17 protein-coding genes and 2 pseudogenes are annotated in these 16,115 nt (G+C 42.8%); 9 read left to right on the top strand and 10 right to left on the bottom strand.

The genetic code is table 11. The annotated features are described in order from the left end of the window. Positions 1-14: 14 nt before the first annotated feature. Positions 15-1,373 carry an MATE family efflux transporter gene (locus tag PUN35_RS03980; RefSeq protein ID WP_003231218.1) on the top strand — a complete coding sequence of 453 codons (1,359 nt, stop codon included), beginning with the start codon at positions 15-17 and terminating at the stop codon, positions 1,371-1,373. 15 nt (positions 1,374-1,388) lie between these two features. Then, entirely contained in the window at positions 1,389-2,237 is an 849-nt protein-coding gene (gene rsbRC / locus PUN35_RS03975; RefSeq protein WP_014480032.1) for an RsbT co-antagonist RsbRC, read from the top strand. 25 nt (positions 2,238-2,262) lie between these two features. Here the strand turns inward: rsbRC and bshB2 are convergent, their stop codons facing one another. From bshB2 to rarD, 4 genes are all read right to left on the bottom strand, one after another. Continuing rightward, a complete protein-coding gene (gene bshB2, locus PUN35_RS03970) occupies positions 2,263-2,928 on the bottom strand; it encodes a bacillithiol biosynthesis deacetylase BshB2 (protein ID WP_003231215.1) in 666 nt (221 codons plus the stop codon). 19 nt (positions 2,929-2,947) lie between these two features. Next, positions 2,948-3,298, bottom strand: coding sequence for a YojF family protein (locus PUN35_RS03965; protein ID WP_003231213.1), 351 nt, complete (start codon positions 3,296-3,298; stop codon positions 2,948-2,950). Beyond that, positions 3,295-3,573 (bottom strand): hypothetical protein, encoded by a 279-nt coding sequence (locus PUN35_RS03960; protein WP_003231211.1) that lies wholly within the window; start codon positions 3,571-3,573, stop codon positions 3,295-3,297. Before PUN35_RS03960 ends, PUN35_RS03965 begins: the two co-directional genes overlap by 4 nt. 75 nt (positions 3,574-3,648) lie before the next feature. Continuing rightward, the gene (gene rarD / locus PUN35_RS03955; protein ID WP_014480033.1) at positions 3,649-4,545 is read right to left on the bottom strand and encodes an EamA family transporter RarD; all 897 of its coding nucleotides are present in this window, start codon (positions 4,543-4,545) and stop codon (positions 3,649-3,651) included. 98 nt (positions 4,546-4,643) lie between these two features. Here rarD and gerT point away from each other — a divergent pair, with 98 nt between their 5' ends. Beyond that, a complete protein-coding gene (gene gerT, locus PUN35_RS03950) occupies positions 4,644-5,117 on the top strand; it encodes an Hsp20/alpha crystallin family protein (RefSeq protein ID WP_003231207.1) in 474 nt (157 codons plus the stop codon). A 34-nt stretch (positions 5,118-5,151) separates the two neighbouring features. Here gerT and PUN35_RS03945 read toward each other — a convergent pair whose 3' ends face one another. Beyond that, entirely contained in the window at positions 5,152-5,388 is a 237-nt protein-coding gene (locus PUN35_RS03945; RefSeq protein ID WP_014480034.1) for a hypothetical protein, read from the bottom strand. A gap of 84 nt (positions 5,389-5,472) precedes the next feature. Further along, a pseudogene (locus tag PUN35_RS03940) lies at positions 5,473-6,806 on the bottom strand (gluconate:H+ symporter). A gap of 365 nt (positions 6,807-7,171) precedes the next feature. Here PUN35_RS03940 and PUN35_RS03935 point away from each other — a divergent pair. Then, positions 7,172-7,561: a tautomerase family protein gene (locus tag PUN35_RS03935; RefSeq protein ID WP_014480037.1), complete on the top strand. Its 390-nt coding sequence runs from the start codon at positions 7,172-7,174 to the stop codon at positions 7,559-7,561. Positions 7,562-7,967: 406 nt separating this feature from the next. On the opposite strand, the gene yodB is transcribed toward PUN35_RS03935, so the two are convergent. Further along, positions 7,968-8,306, bottom strand: a complete 339-nt coding sequence (yodB, locus tag PUN35_RS03930) for a transcriptional regulator YodB (RefSeq protein WP_004399427.1) — start codon at positions 8,304-8,306, stop codon at positions 7,968-7,970. 129 nt (positions 8,307-8,435) lie between these two features. On the opposite strand from yodB, the gene PUN35_RS03925 reads away from it, so the two are divergent. Together PUN35_RS03925 and PUN35_RS03920 are read left to right on the top strand one after the other, a co-directional pair. Next, positions 8,436-9,044 (top strand): nitroreductase family protein, encoded by a 609-nt coding sequence (locus tag PUN35_RS03925; RefSeq protein WP_014480038.1) that lies wholly within the window; start codon positions 8,436-8,438, stop codon positions 9,042-9,044. Positions 9,045-9,163: 119 nt separating this feature from the next. Then, positions 9,164-10,314 (top strand): IS3 family transposase gene (locus tag PUN35_RS03920; RefSeq protein WP_087614160.1). Its coding sequence is split into 2 segments (ribosomal slippage): positions 9,164-9,437 and positions 9,437-10,314, totalling 1,152 coding nucleotides; the frame shifts between segments, so codons are not numbered across the junction. Positions 10,315-10,376: 62 nt separating this feature from the next. On the opposite strand, the gene PUN35_RS03915 is transcribed toward PUN35_RS03920, so the two are convergent. Further along, a complete protein-coding gene (locus PUN35_RS03915) occupies positions 10,377-10,979 on the bottom strand; it encodes an alpha/beta hydrolase (RefSeq protein WP_014480039.1) in 603 nt (200 codons plus the stop codon). A gap of 15 nt (positions 10,980-10,994) precedes the next feature. Next, positions 10,995-11,905, bottom strand: a pseudogene (locus PUN35_RS03910) (ring-cleaving dioxygenase). 183 nt (positions 11,906-12,088) lie between these two features. Here PUN35_RS03910 and PUN35_RS03905 point away from each other — a divergent pair. Together PUN35_RS03905 and PUN35_RS03900 are read left to right on the top strand one after the other, a co-directional pair. Further along, positions 12,089-12,289 carry a DUF3311 domain-containing protein gene (locus PUN35_RS03905; protein ID WP_003231189.1) on the top strand — a complete coding sequence of 67 codons (201 nt, stop codon included), beginning with the start codon at positions 12,089-12,091 and terminating at the stop codon, positions 12,287-12,289. Next, a complete protein-coding gene (locus PUN35_RS03900) occupies positions 12,289-13,779 on the top strand; it encodes a sodium:solute symporter family protein (protein WP_014480042.1) in 1,491 nt (496 codons plus the stop codon). The genes PUN35_RS03905 and PUN35_RS03900 overlap by 1 nt, the downstream gene beginning before the upstream one ends. A gap of 33 nt (positions 13,780-13,812) precedes the next feature. Here the strand turns inward: PUN35_RS03900 and ctpA are convergent, their stop codons facing one another. Beyond that, the gene (ctpA, locus tag PUN35_RS03895; protein WP_014480043.1) at positions 13,813-15,213 is read right to left on the bottom strand and encodes a carboxy-terminal processing protease CtpA; all 1,401 of its coding nucleotides are present in this window, start codon (positions 15,211-15,213) and stop codon (positions 13,813-13,815) included. Between the two features lie 152 nt (positions 15,214-15,365). Between ctpA and PUN35_RS03890 the strand changes: the two genes are divergently transcribed. Then, a complete protein-coding gene (locus PUN35_RS03890) occupies positions 15,366-16,067 on the top strand; it encodes a class I SAM-dependent methyltransferase (protein WP_014480045.1) in 702 nt (233 codons plus the stop codon). Positions 16,068-16,115 lie beyond the last annotated feature (48 nt).

Here is a 16,115-nt window from a genome sequence, read left to right as displayed (position 1 = left end):
ACGGAGATCAATGTATGAAAGAAACTCAAAACGCCCGGGAAAAAATCAAACAGCTCTTGCACATTTTAATACCGATATTCATTACCCAAGCGGGGCTTTCTCTGATCACTTTTCTAGATACTGTGATGTCAGGGAAAGTCAGCCCCGCTGATTTAGCTGGTGTCGCCATTGGCTCAAGCCTTTGGACCCCTGTTTACACAGGACTTGCAGGTATATTAATGGCGGTCACCCCGATTGTCGCTCAGTTACTAGGCGCAGAGAAAAAACAGAAGATTCCCTTTACTGTTTTACAAGCTGTATACGTGGCCGCGCTTCTTAGCATCGCCGTTTTAGTGATTGGATATGCTGCAGTTGACCTTATTCTTGGCCGATTGAACCTTGATATTCACGTGCATCAGATTGCTAAACACTTTTTAGGCTTTTTATCACTGGGAATTTTCCCTTTATTTGTTTACACCGTGTTGAGATCATTCATCGACTCATTAGGAAAAACGAGAGTCACCATGATGATTACACTCAGTTCTCTTCCAATCAATTTTGTATTGAATTATGTATTTATCTTCGGGAAGTTCGGAATGCCGGCACTTGGAGGTGTAGGCGCGGGGCTGGCATCCGCGTTAACTTACTGGTGTATCTGCATCATCAGTTTTTTCATTATTCATAAAAACGCACCGTTTTCTGAATACGGGATTTTTCTTACCATGTATAAGTTCTCTTGGAAAGCATGCAAAAATTTGCTCAAAATCGGGCTGCCTATTGGGTTCGCCGTGTTTTTTGAAACGAGCATTTTCGCAGCTGTCACGCTTCTAATGAGCCATTTTCATACAGTGACCATCGCGTCCCACCAGGCAGCCATGAATTTTGCGTCTCTTTTATATATGCTGCCGCTTAGCGTGTCCATGGCTCTAACAATTGTTGTCGGATTTGAAGCGGGTGCAGCCCGTTTTAAGGATGCACGCTCATATAGCTTAATCGGCATCATGATGGCGATCGGCTTTTCTTTGTTCACTGCCGCCTGTATCCTTTTATTCAGAGAGCAAATTGCGGGCATGTACACTTCTGACCCCGATGTGCTCCGGCTGACACAGCACTTTTTAATTTATGCGCTATTTTTTCAGCTTTCCGATGCTGTTGCCGCACCGATCCAGGGAGCACTCAGAGGGTACAAAGATGTGAACTATACGCTTGCGGCCGCTTTTGTCTCTTACTGGGTCATTGGCCTTCCGGTCGGTTATATGGTCGGTACGTTTACAAGCCTCGGTGCATTCGGCTATTGGATTGGATTAATAGCGGGACTCGCCGCCGGAGCAGTTGGGCTGTTTTTCAGGCTGGCAAAACTGCAAAAACGTTATTCGCAAAAACAACACATTTAAAAGAGGTGATCAATCATGGCAAAAAACAAAAAATTATTCGAGTATCTTTCCCAGCATGCGGAAACCATCAGTTCAACATGGTATGAAACAATCGAGGAGACTGATCCCAATTCCATTTATGCCTCAACAGACCCTGTTGTCATTCACAATTTAAAGAGCCAGAATCTTGCCTTTAACTATAAAATAAACCGTATTTTTATAGATGATGAGGACGTATACTTGCCTATACTGAAAGAATGGGCTTTTGAAGTCACACAGGATCAAGAGCATTTAAAAACTCCTATCCACTATATTATTCGGGAGTTTGTCAGAGTGAGAGATTTATATGTTTCCTATGTGAAAGAATTTGTCCATCTCAATCAGGATACTGTGAAAAGCGAAGAAGCCGAAGACCTGTATCACGCCCTTATAAAAGCGTTTGATCTTGTGATTCATATTTTTATAGAAGAAATGTACAAAAACACAAGCCTTCAGCTTCAGGCCCAAAAAGATATGATTACTGAATTGAGCGCTCCGGTCATCGTGCTGTTTCACAGCGTCGGACTGCTGCCTTTAATCGGAGATATTGATACAGTCCGCGCCAAGCTGATTATGGAAAACACACTGCATCAATGTGCGAAAAAAAAGGTGACACAACTGTATATTGATTTGTCAGGAGTAGCTGTGATTGATACGATGGTTGCCCATCAGCTGTTCAGTCTGATTGAGGCGCTTCGTTTAATCGGTGTTTCTTCAACTTTGTCTGGAATCCGTCCGGAAATCGCGCAAACAGCGGTTCAGCTAGGTTTGTCTTTCGAAGGTATTTCCTTGAGATCCACTCTCGCTTCAGCAATTGCATCGGACTTAAAATTAAAAAAGGTATAAGGCTTAAGGCCTTATACCTTTTTGATTAATCATTCCATTGATACGTCCAATATATTTCTTCTTCAAACCATGTTGCCATAACAGGTTCATTATTTTTCAATTTCTCTTCAAGCTCTCTGAGCATGCCTTCTGTTTGTGTGCGGTGAGCTCTTAACGCATTCATTTTAATATCAGCTACTTCTTTGATATCAAGCACGACATCAGCTTCGCCGAGAACCTCTTCTCTGTTGCGGGTAATGGCCATGCAGATTGTACGCGGACGGTCTTCTTTCTTTTTGCGATATAATGCACGGATAACCGCTTCCCCGCATGCATCATGGTCAGGGTGCACACCGTGTCCGGGATAAAATGTGACAATTAAACTTGGTTTTACATCATCTATGATCTCTTCCATGATATCAGCTAAATACTCATCGTCTTCAAATTCGAGCGTTTTGTCACGGAGTCCAAGCATACGAAGGTCATTGATATCCATTTCTTTGCAAGCATTGATGAGCTCTTGTTTTCTTAGCAGCGGCAACGTTTCCCGATTCGCGAAAAATGGATCGCCCATATTTCTGCCCATTTCACCTAAAGTGGCGCAGGCATACGTAACGGGAATGTCTTTTTTTCTGTTTAAGGCAATGAGGCCTGCCACTCCATATGATTCATCATCAGGGTGAGGCAGGATTACTAGTACATGTTCTTTCATTATTATTCACCCTTTTCTTTTAAACTGTGAATGGTTTTTCGCTGATTTGCAGAGAAATAGCCAGTTTACCGCCCGGCAGATGTCCCGCCATTAATAAACGGTTTTCTTCATCTACCGTGTATTCAGTCAAGCCTTCAGCATAAATCCAGCCTTCTTCTGTTTTCAAGCCAACGCGGTAAGGCCCGTTGCCTTTGATTTTTGCCTGATGATAAGTAACTTTTGCATTGCGAATATACGCAACAACCGTCATGTTCTTTTCATTTAAGTGCGCTGAATAAGAACCTGTGGTGGTTTCTAAATGGATATATACAGGGCGGTCCGCATATCGTTCTAAAGATGCTTGCACATCTTCTTTTATGATCGCTTTCATGATTGCTCCCCTCTTTCTTCTTTTAAATACTCTGCACGTTCTGTATGTAATTTGACCAGCTGATATTTCACAGCCGGTTCGAGCTGTGAATTCACAATGCGCTGAATCGCGGCAAAATATTTTTCCAGCATCGGTTTTCGGAGTCTTGGATGTGTTCGTTTATCCAACAGCTCAAGATCAATCGCCTCTGCTACCGCTTCTGCGTCATCATGTGCGAGAGATCGGTTATTCCAAAGTGAAGCATAGGCTTTCACTATCTCTTTATCATTGTCCATCGTCTTGCTCCTTTATGTCTTACATACATGAAATGATTATACATAATATATGCATCAGCTGAAAAGCCAAAGGCCTCAATGGCTTTTTGACGCCCGTTTCCACTTCACTTGTGAAAACGTAAACAAGATCAGCGCAGCCCATATACAGCTGAATGTAAAAGCCTTCGAGCTTGAAAATGGCTCATGGTAAACAAACAGCCCGATCAGAAGGGTAATGGTCGGCGCAATATATTGTAAGATACCGACTTGATACAGTGGCAGCCGTTTCGCTCCTTCCGCAAACAATAAGAGCGGCAAAGCCGTAAACACACCGGCCAAAAAGAGAAGCAGCCACGTCCCTCCGCTTTCTGCACCCGCTGGCTGAACATGTCCGCTGAACAGCAAATACCCTAATGCAATCGGCATAATCATGAATGTTTCCAGCGTTAAACCGATGGCGCTCGGCAGGCTTGTTCTTTTTTTGCTTAACCCGTACAGCCCAAAGCTGAATGCGAGGAGAAGCGCAACATAAGGAATGGAGCCGTATTGGAACGCCGAGATGATGACACCGGCTGCCGCAATCGAAACGGCCACTAATTGCAGGCGATTCAGTTTTTCCTTTAAAAATAAAATCCCAAGGAGCACTGATACAAGCGGATTAATGTAATAGCCAAGACTAGCCTCAAGCAAAAAGCCATGGTTTACAGCCCATATGTATACAAACCAGTTGATCGAAATCAGGATAGAAGCAAGAAATAAAGAGAGGATCCCTCCGTTCTTTTTCAGAGAGCGCAGCTCCTGCCATCCTATTTTCCATTGCCGCAAGAAAAAAAGTACGATACACATAAAAACAAAAGACCATATAATACGATGAGCCAAAATATCAAGAGCCGGCAGCTGTTCGAGAAGCTTCCAATAGAGCGGAAACAGGCCCCACATGATAAAGGAAACGGCTGTGTAAATAACGCCTTTTTTTGTTTCTGAATATTGCATTTATATCCCTGCCTTTCTTTAGAGCATCTTATATTATATCACGTGAAAGATCTGGCGGGCATATACTATTTTGTCCGTGAAGAAAGGATGTGAAGACAATGTTTGAGTGGAACAAGTACTTTCCTTTCCACAATCAATTTTCTAAAGAAGCATTAAAAAAAGCTGATCCGAAAGAAGTTGAAACGTATGTCAATCGTGTGATGGAAAGTGTGTTCGGCAGTGATTATGCGGCTCAATTTCCTTTCCGCGATCCTCTCCCCCAAAAAGAACATCCCGCCAAACCTGATGCAAAACCTGATGTCAAACCTGATATTGATATATTCGAAACAGCAGACCATGTGTTTGTAAAGGTGCCAATCAGCGAAGAATGGCTGGAACAAGTGAGAATCAAACACACATCTCACGAATTATGGTTGGAAAACCTCCCAAGAGCAGATCATCCGAAAAAAGTAAACCTTCCTTGTTTAGTCAAACGCAAAGGAACAAAAGCCGTCTATAAGGATGGCCTTCTGGAAGTCATGTTTCAAAAGCAGCAAGACTACAATATGTCCGAGGTAGAAATCATCCGATAAAAAACGGCCTGCAATCGATGCAGGCCGTTTTTTATTAATAGAAGCCGGGATATCCCCCGTATGGCACGCCGGCACCAAAACCGTACGGTCCGCCTCCGTATCCATAAGGGCCAGGAGGATAGGCATAGGGACGAGAATAGTTAAACAGCGCACTCCCGAGAAAACCGCCTAATAAACCGCCGACTAGAGGAGCGCCAAACAAAAAAGGACTACGCGCCGGATATCCGGCTGGACCTGGGATTCCGCGATAATACGAATGATGAGGGTACATGATTTTTTCCTCCTTTATGTCTGCCTATACGTAAAGTATTCAGCAAGGAAGAAAAACGATTGGGCTACGGACTGTCTATGATTGTTACATCACAAGCTCTGCCAATAACACACAGCCGAGTCCTGTAACCGAAAGAACTGTTGTAAGCAGCGTCCAGGTTTGAAATGTTTCTTTCATGCTCAAGCCGAAAAATTCCTTTACCATCCAAAATCCTGCATCATTTACATGACACGCAATGACACTGCCGGCTCCTGTTGCAAGCACCATTAACGCGGGGGTTACACTGCCAGCCTCCATAAGCGGAGCTACCATTCCCGCTGTGGTAAGCGCAGCCACGGGAGCAGAGCCTAGACACAGACGCAGAACCGCGGCGATGGTCCATGCAACGAATAGCGGCGACATGTTTGTTTGACGGAAAAAATCAGCGACATAATCGCCGACCCCGCCGTCAATCAGCACCTGTTTAAATGCTCCTCCCCCTCCTATGATGAGCAGCATCATCGCAATTTGCGAAATTGATTCTGAAATAGATCTGCTGATTTCCTGCATAGGTATTTTACGGGCATATCCCATCGTATAGAGTGCAAGCAACAGCGAAATGAGCATTGCCGTTCCCGGAGTGCCGATAAATTCTATAATGTCTTTTCCTTTTGAATGTTCATTCAATAATAAAGAAAAAACTGTTGCCATTGCCATAAAGATAACCGGGAATAAAGACGTGACAGCACTGATCGCAAAGCCCGGTGTTTCATCCAGCTGAAATTCTTTCCTTGGTCCTAACCCCGATAAGTTTCCATGCTTTTGATACGCACCAGGAAAACGTTTCATCGCAAATTTATTAAATAAAGGCCCGGCAATCACAGTTGTCGGAACAGCGATGATGATTCCAAAAAGCAGCACCTGCCAATATGAGCACCGTATGCAACTGAGATAGCAGTTGGAGCAGGATGCGGGGGCAAAAATCCGTGAGTAACATTTAAGGCGGCGGCCATCGGGATTCCCAGATACAGAAAAGGCATTTTTAATTCTTTAGCAATCGCGTAAACAATCGGTATCAACAGAACAAGACCCACTTCAAAAAACAGCGCAATACCGATGATAAAAGAGGCAACTACAACCGCCGCCTGTATTCGTTTCCTCCCGAATTTGTCAATCAGCGTAATGGCAATCCGGTAGCCGCCCCCAGCATCAGAGACAAGCCTCCCAAGCATCGCGCCAAGTCCAAACACTAAAGCTAAATGCCCCAGCTGCCCGCCAATTCCAGTCTCAATTGAAAGAACAATTTTATTGATATCCATTCCAAGTCCGATGGCTACTAAAAATGAAACGACAATCAGTGAGACAAAGGTATTTAATTTTACTTTAATAATGAGAAATAACAGAATCAGCACTCCGACAGCTACAATTAAAATCGGCATGGAAACCCCTCCAAAAGTGTTTTATATGATTCTCGCGACATTGTTTCGGCGCTTTTCATGCCTAGATGAATAGAAAACGCTTTCATTTATAAATAACAACGTCTTGGTTATATGATTGTTATCTTTTGATCAACTAATATGTTCATACTAATCTCCTAATCAATGACTGTCAATCGTTTTTATGAGCTTGTCTCGATTATCTACCGCCTAACCTAATGATTCGTTAGTTATATGTTGATTAACTTTTGGTTATATGTTATGTTTTTTAAAGTTGACTGCCAATCATTATATCTCTCCATTGTCTGAAAGCAAACGAGACAATATGAGAACAGACGGATAACAACTTCACAAGAGGAGGAGTACACATGCCATTATTGCGTTTTGATGTAATTGAAGGCCATGACGAAAAATCGCTGCAATTGTTATTAGATACTGCTCACCAAGCGATGGTTGAAGCGTTTGGTGTTCCGGAAAGAGACCGTTATCAAATTGTCCATCAGCATCCCGCAAACGAGCTTATAATCCAGGATACGGGATTAGGGTTTCAGAGAACCAAGGATATGGTCATCATTAGCATGACAAGCAAAGCAAGAACCGAAAGCCAAAAGGAAAAATTGTATGCTCTGCTTGCTGAAAGGCTAGAAGAAAAATGCGGAATTTCCCCTGAAGACCTCATGGTATCTATTACTGAGAATGGTGACGCAGACTGGAGTTTTGGTCTCGGTGAGGCGCAATTTTTGAATGGAAAACTATAAGATTTCGTCTCCCCACAAAAAAAAGAAGAGAGAGCTCCAATGAAGCTCTCTCTTTTTTCATAAATGCGGAAGTCATCAGTATAGAAGCATCCAGCAATACGAAAAACCTGGATTTCCTTTTATATCCGGTTTAAATGCCAATTGGAAGCTGACTGGGTTTTGGCCGAAAATATAAAATTTTGCTGATTTGCATAATAAGATACATCATAATCCCCATTTACAATAGGTTGGATGTTATAGCTTATTGATCATTTCCTATTTTATATATCCCCTTCATATGCACATGACACTTTTGCCAATCCGGAAATGTCAATCTGACAAATATAAAAAGTCATGTAAACGGGTGTGAACCGTACTTACATGACTCACCATGGAAACAAGAGCGCTTTTTCAGACGCCGCTTTCCTTATTTCTCTTCTTCACACACTGTGTCACCAGGCTCGCAAAATTGATCGGCCCATGCCTGCATCTCTTGAAATACAGCTTGAAGCGCTGTTCCTTTTTCAGTCAGCGTGTAGATGACTTTGACCGGCGTTTCAGGGAGAACCTGCCGTTCGACAATCTCGTTTTGTTCAAGCTCCTTCAAGCGCTCTGCCAACATTTTTTGGCTGATCATCGGTATTGTTTCCGTTATCTCTTTAAACCGTTTCGGCCCATCCATTAGCACATGGATGATCAGACCGTTCCATCGTTTTCCCAGCAATGAGAATGCGGATTCCATTTTAGGGCACATCGTATTTCCCACAAGTCTTCATCCCTTCATCTATTGATTGACATGTATTCAATGATCCATTACAATAATCTTTCAAGTTACATTTAGTAAGCTTCTAACTTTTCTATTATCATACCACGTTTATCCGAAGGAGGAAACACTATGACGAATACTCTGGATGTTTTAAAAGCACGTGCATCTGTAAAGGAATATGATACAAATGCCCCGATCTCTAAGGAGGAGCTGACTGAGCTATTAGACTTTGCCGCTAAAGCGCCTTCTGCTTGGAACCTTCAGCATTGGCATTTTACAGTATTCCACAGCGATGAATCAAAAGCGGAGCTTCTTCCTGTAGCGTATAATCAAAAACAAATCGTTGAGTCTTCTGCTGTTGTTGCCATTTTAGGCGATTTAAAGGCAAATGAAAACGGTGAAGAAGTTTATGCCGAATTAGCAAGCCAAGGCTATATTACGGATGAAATCAAACAAACATTGCTCGGCCAAATCAACGGTGCTTACCAAAGCGAGCAATTCGCACGTGATTCCGCTTTCTTAAATGCTTCTTTAGCTGCTATGCAGCTTATGATTGCCGCAAAAGCAAAAGGTTATGACACTTGCGCAATTGGCGGATTTAACAAAGAGCAGTTCCAAAAGCAATTTGATATCAGTGAGCGCTATGTTCCGGTTATGCTAATTTCAATCGGCAAAGCAGTGAAGCCTGCGCATCAAAGCAACCGTCTGCCGCTTTCAAAAGTATCAACTTGGCTGTAAGGATATGAAAAACCTTAGTCCGAAAGGGACTGACCCCATAAGATGAGACAAATAAAAACACCTTCAAGTTTGAATACGGATGATTGTTATCCGAAATTAGACTTGGAGGTGTTTTTTCTATGGGGACAAGAGTGAGTTATCCGGTTGAAGTGAAACAGAAGGCTGTAGAAATGAGATTGGCAGGCGTACCTATGAAAGAGATCATGCAGGAGTTGAATATCAAAAATAATACGCAGATTAAGACATGGGTCAGATGGTATAAGGCTGGTGATACACATCGATTTGAACAGCCTGTTGGTAAGCAATACACTTATGGAAAAGGTCCGGAGTATTCTTCCGAATTAGAGAAACTGCAGGCAGAGAATCGATATCTGAGACAACAGAATGAAGTGTTAAAAAAGTACAACGAATTGGAAAGGAAGTTGATAGCCAAACGTCAGTCGAACTTGTAGAAGAATTGCACAGCACAATGACCGTGCAGGATATCTGTATTCATTTAGGTATCTCTCGCTCGTCTTATTATCGTTGGAAGAAGAATCTGAAGAAAGATCATCCCAAGCGCCATTTAGAAAAACAAATCGGCACGTTGTGCCGAGAGCACCAGTATCGATATGGATATCGAAAAATCACAGCTATATTAAAAAAGAGAATGTGTATTAACCATAAAACGGTTCAGCGTATTATGCAGAAAAATCAGTGGCAGTGCCGGGTTAAGGTGAAAAAGCGCAAGAAGAATGGGCAGCCATATGCCGTGGTCGACAATATATTAGATAGGAACTTTCAGTCTGATCATCCTCTTGAAAAACTAGTAACAGACATCACGTATTTGCCTTATGGACAGAAACAATTGTACCTTTCCAGTATATTGGATGTATATAATGGAGAAGTGATTGCTTTTACGATTGGAGATAAGCAGGACACAGACTTTGTCTTACACACACTTGATCAACTGCCAACACTGCCTGAGAACTGCGTGTTACATAGTGACCAAGGATCTGTGTATACATCTTACGAGTATCAGAAAGCTGTTAAAACAAAAGGCATTACCATGAGCATGTCCCGCAAAGGGACACCCGCTGATAATGCCTCCATCGAATCGTTTCATTCCTCACTAAAGTCTGAAACGTTCTATCTTAACAGCATTGATCGAACCACGACCGCCATCGTAGAACGCACTGTCATAGAATACATTCATTATTATAACAATATTCGTATTCAAACGAAACTAAACAACCAATCACCGATAAATTATCGGCAATTGGCTGTTTAAAAGGTGTTTTGATCCCTGTCTCAAAAACGGGGGTCAGTCCCGAAATCCGGACTAAGGTTTTTTTATACAATCGCCTCTTTGTACCATTCACGAGCCTGTTCAGCTTCATGCTGAGTCAGCTGATGGCCCCCGTCCTGCCAGAAAACGGAGGCTGATGCCCCGCTGTCACGTAAATAGCGGTAAAGCTCTTCTGATTCTTCCTTCGTGCAAAGAGGATCGTATTTCCCGGCACCGATAAAAACAGGGAGCCCCGCCATATCAGGCAGCTCGATACCCCGAATCGGAACCATTGGATGATGCAGAATAGCCCCTTTTAACACATCTTTATAATGAAAAAGCAGGCTTGCCGCAATGTTTGCGCCGTTTGAATAACCGACTGCAATCACTTTGCCGCGATCAAACTGATGCGTTTCTGCAGCCTCGTCGATAAAATCTTTCAATTCTCTTGTCCGCACCACAAGATCTTTTTCATCAAAAACTCCTTCACTCAGACGTTTGAAAAATCGCGGCATTCCATTTTCAAGCACCGATCCTCTGACACCAAGCAAATGGGCATTAGGGTCTATAAACCGCCCCAATGAAAGCAGATCGTGTTCATTACCGCCCGTGCCATGCAACAGCAAAAGTACGTTGTCAGATGTTCCTTTTTCATAAATATGCTTCATTATAAATTCCCCCTTTTAAAGTTCAGGTAAAATGTCTGTAATTTGGTGTCTATGTTTCTCCAGCCATTCAGGCAGTTTTAAGGAAGTCCCTAGCTCAGAAAACGTTTCATCTGTCATAAAGCCCGGTTCATCTGTGGCAATTTCAAATAAGATACCGCCTTTCTCCCTGAAATAAACTGATGTAAAGTATTCCCTGTCGAGAATTTCTGACGAAGGCAGATGGTTTTCAGCAATAATCGGCAGCCATTTCGCCTGTTCGTTTTTCTTTGTCCGAAACGCTATATGGTGTACCGTACCATATCCTCCGACTCCTCTTTTTTCAGGGTGTAAATGGACATCAATGACACCGCCGACGGCCGCTGAGGTTGCCAGTCTGACAATCTGGTCTTCTTCGGCCACTTTGGTGTATCCAAAGCTTTCCGTTAACAATTGTATGGTCGCCTGCGGGTCGTAGGAATATAGCAGCACACCTTTCATTCCCGTAATTGCTTCATTTGTTGTGATCCCGTCAGGCGTCCACTCGCTTTTGCCGCTTTTCGCATCCTCCATGATCGCCAGCGGAAGGTCTTCTGTATCATCAAAAATAAGACCTTTTTCACCAAACAACGTTTTTTCCTCTAGGCTCAGCCCGCTTTTCTCAAGACGCTCCTTCCAAAAAACAGGGAGCCTGAGGGAACTGAAAAGTACACCCGGCCCGCTTGGCCTTTTCCTACCGTTCCCTGTCCGCTTCCTTGGAACGGAAAAAAGGTCATTATTGTACCGGGATCTCCGTTTTGATTCCCAAAGTAAAAATGATACGTTCCGGGATCATCAAAGTTTACTGTTTTTTTAACAAGCCTGAGCCCAAGCACTTCTGTATAAAATCGCAAGTTTTCTTGCGGATCTCTGGCGAATACTGTGACATGGTGCAATCCTTCTGTTTTCATTTTCTCACTCCTATTTATCTCGATTTCAAGATATTTATTATTTTAAACCTTTATTGAAAAGGATGCAAACCATGTGTTTTGATTAAATAATTGAAAAAATCATTTTTTTCTAATAATTATCTTGTGATCTTTTCTTACAACTGCTATTATAGTGAGCATTATCATGTTTCAGGAGGAAAGTAAATGGTTAAAAAAGCACTTATTGTTATTCTCATTCTTTTGCCATTCGTTCAGCTCGCGCTTTTGCCGCTTGTGAATCGAATAGAACCGATTATGTTCGGCCTGCCGTTTTTCCACTTTTGGCTGCTGCTGTGGATTATTGTTACGCCGTTATGCTCGTTTGGCATTTATCAGATGCAAAAAAAAGATGGAGGACTTGAATAATGCAAGGGAATCTGACTGCACTTCTCATTACTGCTATTATTGTTTTAACCGTTGTCTGTATCGGCTTTCTCGCCGGAAGAGACAAATCCTCACGCACTTCTGTGGAAGAATGGTCTGTCGGCGGCAGACGTTTCGGCGGTCTTCTCGTCTGGTTTTTAGTAGGCGCTGACCTTTATACGGCCTATACTTTCTTAGGGTTGACCAGTACTGCTTTTACAGGCGGAAGTGTTGCATTTTTCGCCATTCCTTATTCTGTGTTGGCCTACTTTATCGCCTACTTCTTCTTGCCAAAACTTTGGAATGTTGCGAAAATTCATAAACTAACAACACTCGCGGATTATGCCCGGGAACGTTTTAACAGTAAGCTTTTGGCAAGCCTCGTTGCCATCGTCGGGGTACTCATGCTTATTCCGTACATATGCCTTCAGCTGAGCGGCATTCAAGACACGCTTCAGGTTGCCGGCACTGGCTATATTAACGTAAAATTCGTTGTGATCATTTCATTTATTCTTGTTGCTCTTTACACATTCTTCAGCGGGATTAAAGGGCCCACATATACAGCCATCATTAAGGACATTTTAGTATGGGTCATTATGCTGTTTATGGTGGTGTCCCTCCCTCTCATTCATTTTAACGGCTGGACGCCAATGATTGACACGTTAGTGAAGGAAGCACCGCAAATGCTGACGATACCGGCAGAAGGGCCAAAAGGCATTCCTTGGTTTATCACAGCATCTATTGTTTCCGCTCTGGCACTTTTTATGTGGGCACACGCCGCTACAGGAGTTTTTACAGCGAAAAGCGCCGATGCAGTAAGAAAAAACAGCATGTTTTTACCCCTTTACAATATTGTGTTAATTTTGGTCATTTTTCTTGGCTTTATCGCCTTTCTTATCCTGCCGGAAGATACAAATCCAAGACTCGCGCTGCTGCATTTGATTCAAACATCTTACGGCGGCGTGGCACAAGGTTTTGCATATGCCACTATCGCTCTTGCTTCATTAATACCTTGTTCCATTATGGCAATCGGCGCATCGAATTTATTCGCCAACAACCTATACCGGGATTTGATTCATCCGAATGTGTCGCAAAGCAAGCTTACTCTTGTCACACGTTCAATGGTCTTTGTTGTCATCGGTCTCGCGCTGCTGTTTGGAATGCTGTTCCCGACTGCCTTAGTGACACTCCAGCTATTAGGTGTATCCGGCATGGTGCAAATCTTCCCGGCGATTGCTGTCAGTCTATTCTGGAAGCATCAAACGAAAGAAGCGACAGTTATTGGATTATTAGTCGGCCTTGCGGTTACGTTTATTGTGTATACCACTCAATCCGCACATGGCATTTATGAAGGATTCTGGGGATTGGCCGCCAACATGATCGCTGTGGTTATCCTGAATCCGCTGTTCGTTAAAAACGCGGGATCCAATCCTGTCATTGAAGGTTTATTTGGCAAAAAACAAGACGCTAATCCAAATCAAAAGGGTGCATAAAAAAACCATACGCGGCAGCCGCGTATGGTTTTTTTACATTTCTTTTTTCAGTGTTTCAATTGCCTTTTCCATTTGCGTATCATTATCAGACAGCTTCTTTTGAAGTTCTATCATTAATTTCGTTGTTGTATCGCCAGTCAGTATGCCTGTTTCTTTCAGCTCCTCTTTTTTCTGGAACTGTTTGACGACAGATACAAAATCCTGGTCATACGTACTGTTAACGTTTACCTTGTAACCAAGTGCTTTGAGCATTTTCTGAGCCACTTTGACGTTTGTGCCTGTATCACCTGATTTGTACGTTTTATCTGCGTCCAAATACGGCAGCTTCGCGTAATCAGGCAGCTCAGCTTTCACTTGAGGCTTGATGCCTTTTTTGTGAATCCATTCGCCGTCAGCAGTCAGCCATTTGGCAACTGTCAGTTTGACAGTAGAGCCATCATCATATTCTTTTGCCGTTTGCACTGTACCTTTTCCGAATGTCGTCTCGCCGATTAACGGTACGTTTGACGATTCATGAAGGGCAGCGGCCATAATTTCGGCTGCGCTTGCTGTACCGTCATTTACTAAAACGACGGTCGGCTTGGTCACTTTCCGTTCTTTTTCGGCCTTCATGACTTCTTTTGAACCGTTTTTGTATTCAACCTGCATGATGTTTTTCCCTTTATCAATGAACAGGTTGCTCATCGTAATCGCCTGTTCCATTAAGCCGCCCGGGTTGCCTCTCAAGTCTAAAATATAGCCTTTGGCGCCTTTTTTCTCTAAACCGTCAATCGCATCTGTCAGCTCTTTAGCTGTTGTTTCAGAGAAAGAAGTGATTTGAATTTCTCCAATGTTGTTGTCTTTCATCTCTGAATAGACAGTCTCTACAGGAATGGTATCGCGCTTAATGGAAAGATCGATATTCCCCACTCCCGCTCTGTTCAGTTCCAGCTTCACCTTTGTGCCCTTTTTGCCTCGGATTAAAGCGACGGCTTCATTTACATTCATGCCTTTTACGCTTTTTCCATTTACCTTAATGATTTGGTCCCTCGGTTTGATACCGGCTTTTTCAGCAGGTGAACCTTTAATTGGGGATACAATAAGGATTTCTCCGTCTTTCTCCTCTACTTGGGCTCCGATTCCTTCAAAAGATGCTGAAATCGTCTCGTCGAATGATTTCGCTTGCTCTTGATCCATATATGTAGAATACGGATCATCCAGTGATTGAATCATTCCTTTAATTGCTCCGTCTACTAATTTGTCATCATCTGTTTTTTGGTAATAATCACTTTTGATTTGCTCATACGCTTTATTTAATTTGTCGAACTTGCTGTCTCCTGTGCTTGTTGATTTTTGGCCCAGGATACTGGAATTGCCCGTAATAAATAAAGTAAGCGCCGAAGCGACAACTGCAGTGATCAGCACAATAAAAAACAGTTTTAATTGCCGTTTCAATTAAACACCACCTTTTTCTTCTTACATTATTATCATGGACGAATTCTTATTCGTCAACTCGGAGCAGAAATGAAAGAGAAACGCCCTTCTTTTGCTTTTCATAAACCTATGTCTTTATACGACATATGATAAGGAAAAAGGAGGATTCGATATTGAGCCGATATTTAGAAATGCTGTCCTTATTCGGTGTCGCAGGGGCGCACCCAGGCGGACTGGCTTTTTCAAAAGCGGTCTTGCAAAAGGCTGCACCCTCTCCGAATCAGCCGATTCTTGATGCCGGATGCGGAACAGGACAAACGGCGGCTTATTTAGGACATTTGCTGTATCCTGTAACAGTCGTTGATAAAGATCCTATTATGCTTGAGAAAGCGAAAAAAAGATTTGCGAATGAAGGGCTTGCCATCCCTGCATATCAGGCGGAGCTGGAACATCTCCCGTTTTCTTCTGAGTCCTTTTCCTGTGTCCTGTCAGAATCGGTCCTCAGTTTTTCACGCCTGACATCCTCTCTTCAAGAAATTTCAAGAGTTTTAAAACCCGGCGGGATGCTGATTGGTATCGAAGCTGCTTTAAAAAAACCGATGCCCCCTGCAGAAAAGAAGCAAATGATGGATTTTTACGGATTTACTTGCTTACATGAAGAAAGCGAATGGCATAAACTCCTAAGATCCTATGGCTTTCAAAAAACAGAAGCGATGACACTTCTTCCGGAAGACATGGAATTTGAACCAACCACAGAAATGGATTTATCGCAAACGATTGATCCCATCTATTACGATACGCTTCAAACACATTATCAGCTCATGCAGTTATATAGTGAGTACATGGGTCATTGTATTTTTATCGCGTACAAGTAAAACGGCGTATCGCCCCCTGTTTTCGTCCAACCTTTTTTTCCTATCTAT

Source organism: Bacillus sp. N3378-2at, assembly GCF_033412715.1.
GTDB lineage: Bacteria > Bacillota > Bacilli > Bacillales > Bacillaceae > Bacillus > Bacillus subtilis.
Note: the sequence above shows the minus strand (reverse complement) of the source record. Positions and strands in the feature narration are given on the sequence as shown.

Coding starts and splice junctions, on each gene's coding strand:
- PUN35_RS03980 (WP_003231218.1), top strand. CDS start 15: ATGAAAGAAACTCAAAACGCCCGGGAAAAAATCAAACAGCTCTTGCAC.
- PUN35_RS03945 (WP_014480034.1), bottom strand. CDS start 5,388: ATGTACCCTCATCATTCGTATTATCGCGGAATCCCAGGTCCAGCCGGA.
- PUN35_RS03965 (WP_003231213.1), bottom strand. CDS start 3,298: ATGAAAGCGATCATAAAAGAAGATGTGCAAGCATCTTTAGAACGATAT.
- rarD (WP_014480033.1), bottom strand. CDS start 4,545: ATGCAATATTCAGAAACAAAAAAAGGCGTTATTTACACAGCCGTTTCC.
- PUN35_RS03960 (WP_003231211.1), bottom strand. CDS start 3,573: ATGGACAATGATAAAGAGATAGTGAAAGCCTATGCTTCACTTTGGAAT.
- PUN35_RS03900 (WP_014480042.1), top strand. CDS start 12,289: ATGCAAGGGAATCTGACTGCACTTCTCATTACTGCTATTATTGTTTTA.
- bshB2 (WP_003231215.1), bottom strand. CDS start 2,928: ATGAAAGAACATGTACTAGTAATCCTGCCTCACCCTGATGATGAATCA.
- gerT (WP_003231207.1), top strand. CDS start 4,644: ATGTTTGAGTGGAACAAGTACTTTCCTTTCCACAATCAATTTTCTAAA.
- rsbRC (WP_014480032.1), top strand. CDS start 1,389: ATGGCAAAAAACAAAAAATTATTCGAGTATCTTTCCCAGCATGCGGAA.
- PUN35_RS03935 (WP_014480037.1), top strand. CDS start 7,172: ATGCCATTATTGCGTTTTGATGTAATTGAAGGCCATGACGAAAAATCG.
- PUN35_RS03905 (WP_003231189.1), top strand. CDS start 12,089: ATGGTTAAAAAAGCACTTATTGTTATTCTCATTCTTTTGCCATTCGTT.
- PUN35_RS03915 (WP_014480039.1), bottom strand. CDS start 10,979: ATGAAGCATATTTATGAAAAAGGAACATCTGACAACGTACTTTTGCTG.
- PUN35_RS03925 (WP_014480038.1), top strand. CDS start 8,436: ATGACGAATACTCTGGATGTTTTAAAAGCACGTGCATCTGTAAAGGAA.